The 6,113-nt window shown below is 50.6% G+C and carries 3 protein-coding genes; all 3 read left to right on the top strand.

The window, feature by feature from the left end; genetic code table 11:
* A partial coding sequence (locus tag GQF01_RS18600; protein WP_202556446.1) for an S-layer homology domain-containing protein occupies window positions 1-1,197 on the top strand: 1,197 nt, incomplete at its 5' end.
* A 141-nt stretch (window positions 1,198-1,338) separates the two neighbouring features.
* The gene (locus GQF01_RS18595; protein ID WP_161408205.1) at window positions 1,339-3,888 is read left to right on the top strand and encodes a LuxR C-terminal-related transcriptional regulator; all 2,550 of its coding nucleotides are present in this window, start codon (window positions 1,339-1,341) and stop codon (window positions 3,886-3,888) included.
* Between the two features lie 354 nt (window positions 3,889-4,242).
* The gene (locus GQF01_RS18590) at window positions 4,243-5,775 is read left to right on the top strand and encodes an MDR family MFS transporter (protein ID WP_328803484.1); all 1,533 of its coding nucleotides are present in this window, start codon (window positions 4,243-4,245) and stop codon (window positions 5,773-5,775) included.
* Window positions 5,776-6,113: the final 338 nt, after the last annotated feature.

Raw genomic sequence — 6,113 nt, 5'->3', positions numbered from 1 at the left:
ACTGCGGGAGCGACGATCACGAAGCCAGCTGATCCGACGAGAGCAGGCTACACGTTCTCGGGTTGGTATAAAGATGAGAGCTGCGCCTCGGCCTGGAACTTCACGACGGATACGGTAAGCTCAAATACAACGCTTTATGCTAAGTGGACGGAAGTTCCAAGCGGCGGAGATAGCAGTGGAGGCAGTGGTGGAGATAGCAGTGGAGGCGTAAGCACTCCGGATAACAGCCCAGTCATCTCCGACAATGGAGAATTGACGCTTTCTGTTGGTCGACCGGGAAAGGTTAGTTTGAGCGATGACGAGATCACCATCGAGATCCCAGCCGACGCGACGGACGCGAGTTTGCGAGTGACAGTAGAGACCTTGTTGGATACGGATGAATTGTTGAAGCATAACGAAGTGCTGGTAAGCGAAGTCTTCGAAGTATTGAAGAATGTCCCTGGTACCTTTAAGAAAAACATTACTTTAAAGCTGGCTTTCGATCCGACGAAGCTAAGCGACGGCGAGCGTGCTTCTATCTTCTATTATGATGAAGAGAAGAAAGAATGGGTGGAGGTTGGCGGCGTCGTAAGCGGCGGCTTCATTACCGCAGAGGTCAATCACTTCACGAAATTCGCCGTGTTAGCTGTAGGAGATAGGGCGAAGCCGGTAATTGAATTCGGCGACATCGCCGGTCACTGGGCGGAAGAAGCGATTCGCCAAGGTGCTAGCCAAGGGATCACGGCTGGTTACCCGGACGGAACGTTCAAGCCGAATCTCACGGTTACGCGAGCTCAATTTGCCGTGATGCTAATGAATGCGATTAAGCCTGCAGGAGCAACGGAGGAATTGGCTTTCGAGGATGCATCACAAATTCCTGCATGGGCTAAGAATGCCGTGGCGGAGGCCAAACAAGCTGGCATCATCACGGGTTATGAGGATGGTACGTTCCGCCCGGACGCTGAGATTACCCGAGTCGAGATGGCGGCGATGATCGTTAAGGCGCTAGATCTGACAGTCGAAGTGAATGCCGCGACCGGCTTTGCGGATAACAGCGAGATTCCGGCGTGGGCGAAGGGAGCGGTTGCCGCTCTCACGAAGACCGGTCTGATGCAAGGAACGGGAGACAATCGCTTCAATTCGGAAGCCAAAGCAAGCCGAGCGGAAGCGGTGACAGTTCTTCTGCGCATGCTAGAGCAGCACAAAACAAAAGAATAAATCGGATTGACGAGAGACCCCTGTGCCCTATAGCACAGGGGTTTTGTAATTGTCACAAAATTTCCAAAGGGAATTCTCCGATATAATCGAATATAATCGATTATATGGAATTTTTTATTTAGTCGTTCGGAGGCTTTGAATATGATTCGCAGTACCAAATATCTCATTCCCCCAGCGCGCAGATCTTTGGTGACTAGGCCGCAACTGACGCGCAAGCTTGAGGAAGGCATGGAGACCAAGCTGACTTTACTATCGGCCCAAGCGGGCTACGGCAAAACGACAGCTTTAAGCGAATGGGCGAGGCAATGCCGAGCTTCGGTTGCTTGGGTCTCCCTGGATAAATACGATAACGATTGGGGCGCATTCTGGAGCTGCGTCTTAGCTTCCATACGAGAAAGACTTCCGCTGTTCGGGAAATCGGTCGAATTCCTGCTTGAGCAAGAGTCTGCGGCTTCTATCGATTTCGCCGTATCAGCGTTTCTGAACGAGCTAAGCTCGATTAGCGGCGATTATGTACTCATTCTGGATGACTACCATGTCATCGAGAATGCGTACGTTAATGAGTCGATCCGATATATGCTTGAGCATCTGCCTCCGCACTTCCATCTCTATATCGCAAGCCGCACCGATCTGTCTTTTCCCACGACCAGACTTCTTGCCAAAGGCGAGATCAACGTTATTCGAATAGAAGACATGCGATTCGATTTGGAGGAGGGAGTTGCCTTCTTTCGGGAGACGGCGAACTTATCACTTTCGATAAGGCAAATCTCTACGTTGTTTGAGCAGACGGAAGGTTGGGTAAGCGGACTTCAGCTTGCGGCTATCACGCTCAAACGAAGTGGCAATATCGCCGATACGATTCGCCAGTTCAGCGGCCGGCAGCGCCAAATCTCCGATTATCTATTGGAAGAAGTGTTCAGGCATCTGTCGGAATCCTTGCAGCAATTCCTGCTGGCCACCTCCGTTCTGAGCCGCATGAACGGGGAACTGTGCGCGGCGGTGACGGGACAAGCCGACAGCCAGGTCCTACTGGAGCAACTGGAGCAACTAAATTTGTTCATCATTGCGCTGGATGAGCAGCGCGATTGGTTCCGCTATCATCATCTGTTGTCCGAGTTCTTGCAGCAACTGTGCGCTAGGGACTACCCGGAACTGTGGAGACTTTCCCACCATCGGGCTGCGGCCTGGCATGAGAACGAGAGGCTCTATGAAGAAGCGGTGGAGCATTATATTAGGACGGAACAGGCAGAGGATGCCATCCGGATTATCGACCGCATCATGCCGGAACTCTTGCAATCGAGGAGTCACGTGGTTCGAAGATGGATTAATGCCTTGCCGGAGAGCAGCTTTGAACACAAACCGATGTTCCAGCTGTACCGCATCTCGCAGTTCCTGATGGATCGGGATTGGAAGCAAGGACTGCATAAGGCCGAGCAAGCGGAGAGACGGTTCGAAGCCATGAAGGCGTCCATCCCTGAGCCGGAATGGAAGCAACTGATGGGCAATATCTATTACTTACATGCACTCTTCTTCCGAATGCAGCAGAATATGCCGCGAGCCCTCCATTATTTTGAGCTGTTGGAGCATTATTTGCCAGAAGGGAGCAGCCTCCAAAAAGCCTCGACCAAACGGTATTTAGGTCACGAGGGATTCGGTGATCCGCTCTCGCTGACCGTCGATCTTCACGAGATGGAACAATTCCAGCTTAAGCTGATAACGATGTGGGGGAAGAAGCCTAACTATCCCTTTGTCGGCTACGCGTATCTATCCTATAGTTCGCTTATGCACGAATGGAATCGCTTGGATGAGGCGGAGTCCTACATTGGACTAGCGCTCAGTCGAAAGGATCTTCGTGCCAACGTATGGACTTGGATTCATCTGGGCCTAGTGTCATCCCGACACAAGCAGGCTCTCGGAAGAGAGGAGGAAGCAATCGAATGGCTTACTCAGCTCGGTTCGAGTGTCGACTCGCCGGATCAGCCCGTTATTTGGAAAAGAATCAAGGCGGAGCAAGCCTGGCTGTATCTGCTTCAAGGGCAGCGTCAGAAGGCATACGATTGGCTCGAACAGAGTGGATTGTCACATTCGGACGAGGTTTCAGCCCGGTATTTCGAAGAGTATGTAGTAGTAGTCAGGGTGCTCGCGGAGAATGGACGGATTGAGGATGCGCTGCAATTGTTCGAGAAGCTGGAGCGCCTTGCGGACAAAGAAAATCGTCTGCGAGAACGGATTAGGCTGAAGATCTTGCATAGCATGGTGCTTCGGAAATCTGAGGAGCCTCAGGCAGCCCTTGCGCCGTTGGCTATTGCCTTGAGGCTCTCGGAGCCGATGGGCTATATCCGCAGCTACCTTGATGAAGGCCCTCAGATGGTCGAGATGCTGGGCGAGCTTCTGAATCAGCAGCAAAAAACAGCATTGACATTGTTGCCCTCGAACTATATCCGTCTGCTTCTTGAGGCTGTGAGCAGCAATCCATCTCCTAGATCTTTGTCTAACGAGGCTCTGACCGAGAAGGAAGAGAAGGTGTTTGAATTGCTTACGGAGGGATTCATCTATAAGGAGATTGCCGATCAATTGAATGTCACTCAAGATACGGTGAAGTTCCATTTGAAAAACATTTATCGCAAGTTAAGGGTAAATAACCGGGGTGAGGCAATCATGCGAGCCAAGGAATATAGGAAAAGAGTTTGAGCGATTGCTGTGTAAGCTTGAGAGCAGCGAGATCTTGCAGTTGGAGTTGGATATTAAGAAGTCGCAACTATATTGTTTCGGAGTTAGAGCAGTATCATTCAGTGGTTCCATAGTTTTATTTCACCTGACACTAGCTAGTAAACTAAAGGAAAACAATCCTCTGTAGATAAACTAAGCGACCCTGAGTTCCTCAGGGTCGCTTTTTTATGTATCTATACACAAAGTGATAGTTTTTTATTTTACGTATAATAGATAGCTTAAATGACAAATTAAAATAGAGTCCAATAACGCCCTATCTCGCGTCCATCGATAAAACAGATTAATAGTTCCTTACCTAACCTATTATTTTCAATCATCCAGAGCTCGATGAGCAGAAAGCAGGGACCTATGTCAGCTCCTAAGCAAGCAAAACCTATGGCAGCCGAAGGGAAAGATGACTTCTCGCTGAAAGCCATTCTGCCGCCGCTCATGGCGATTATTGTCGGCATGATCATGGTTATTCTAGACAGCACGGTCGTCAATAATGCAATTCCGAAACTCGTTGAATACTTTGGCACCGATTTAAAAACGATCCAATGGACCGTTACCGGCTATACGCTGGCCTTATCTGCCGTTATTCCTCTTGCAGGTTGGATGACCGATAAGTTCGGCTCCAAGCAAATTTTCATGGTGACGATCGCCTTGTTCACGATCGGATCTGTGCTGTGCGGTATCGCTCAAACGCCGGAACAACTGATCATTTACCGCATCATTCAGGGTTTAGGCGGTGGCATGGTGTCCCCAATCGGGATGGCCATGGTGTTCAAGTTGGCACCTCCGGAGCGCCGCGGATCCATTATGGGCTTACTCGGCATTCCCATGCTGATGGCGCCTGCGTTCGGTCCCGTTTTGTCCGGTTGGTTGGTCGATTCTGTCAGCTGGCACTGGATTTTCATCATCAACCTGCCAATCGGCATTATCGCCTTTATTCTCGGCTTTAAATATTTGCCGAAGTCCGTCCGTCATGAGGCGCCGCATCTGGACATCCTGGGAGTGTGCCTCGCGCCTATTGCCTTCTCCATGCTGGCCTATGGTGTAAGCGAAGGAGGGACAAGCTGGTCCTCCGCTGCAGCGATTACAGGCTTGAGCGTCGGCGGCATTGCGCTCATTATCTTCATATTCGTGGAGCTGTCTCAGAAGCATCCTTTGCTGGAGCTGAAGGTGTTCAAGTCATCCGACTTTACACGGAGTATCATATTGACGTGGATCGTACAGCTTGCGCTATTCGGTGCCATGCTGATAGTGCCCTTATACCTGCAGGGCGTCATGCACTATACCGCGCTTGAAACGGGATGGATCCTGATGCCGCAGGCAATATGCGCGGGAATCGGAATGCCGATCAGCGGCAGGCTGTTTGATAAGATCGGCGCGCGTCCGCTAGCCTTCAGTGGTCTAGCCGCCGTATCTGTTGCTCTATTCATGTTATCCAACATCTCGGTGGATACCTCACTGTGGGTTATCATCCTGAGCATCTGCATCATGGGTCTGGGCATGGGTTTCTCCATGATGCCGCTCAATACACATGTGCTGAACTCTGCGCCGCGAAGTCTAGTGGGCCGCGTCACACCTCTGACAACAGCCGCGCAGCAAGTTGTCGTCTCGTTCGCAGTCGCGGGCCTGACGGGATACCTAACGTCTCAGATCGCTTCCTATACCGCAAGTGCAGGAGCGGGTGCGAATCCGATGAACGCCGTGGTACAGGGTTACGGCGACACGTTCTTCTTGTCCGCGTGCATCGCAACTGTGGGTGTCTTGTTGTCTCTCATTTTGCGTAAACCGAAGATGCAGAAAGAAGAAGGCACCGCTGGCGGAGAGAGTCCCGACCCTGCCATGATGATGGGTCACTAATACGCGAATCTGCTCCTCCCAATGAATAGCCTTGGCCGCTAATCGGCCAAGGCTATTTTGCATTCAGGCATTAATATTTTAGCCAAGGGATGGTTAAACTGTGGGAGTATCTTCGATTCTTTGATTCCTGCTCAAAATAATTCGGATAGCCGCACACATTTCCCATTGACATGGTACAGATCTGTCTGTATCATATGTGAATGAGTATGATACAGATCTGTCTCTTTTATCTCATCAAAGAGTTCTCAGGCTGTTGATTTGGAAGCCAAAGGAGACGGGTAGAAGCTGCAGGAAGTGTTTTTTGCGCGTTGGGTAAAGGATGAATATAAATAGATTTG

Source organism: Paenibacillus silvestris (genome assembly GCF_009882985.1).
Lineage (GTDB): Bacteria > Bacillota > Bacilli > Paenibacillales > NBRC-103111 > Paenibacillus_E > Paenibacillus_E silvestris.
This window is presented reverse-complemented; position numbering and strand designations above follow the sequence as displayed.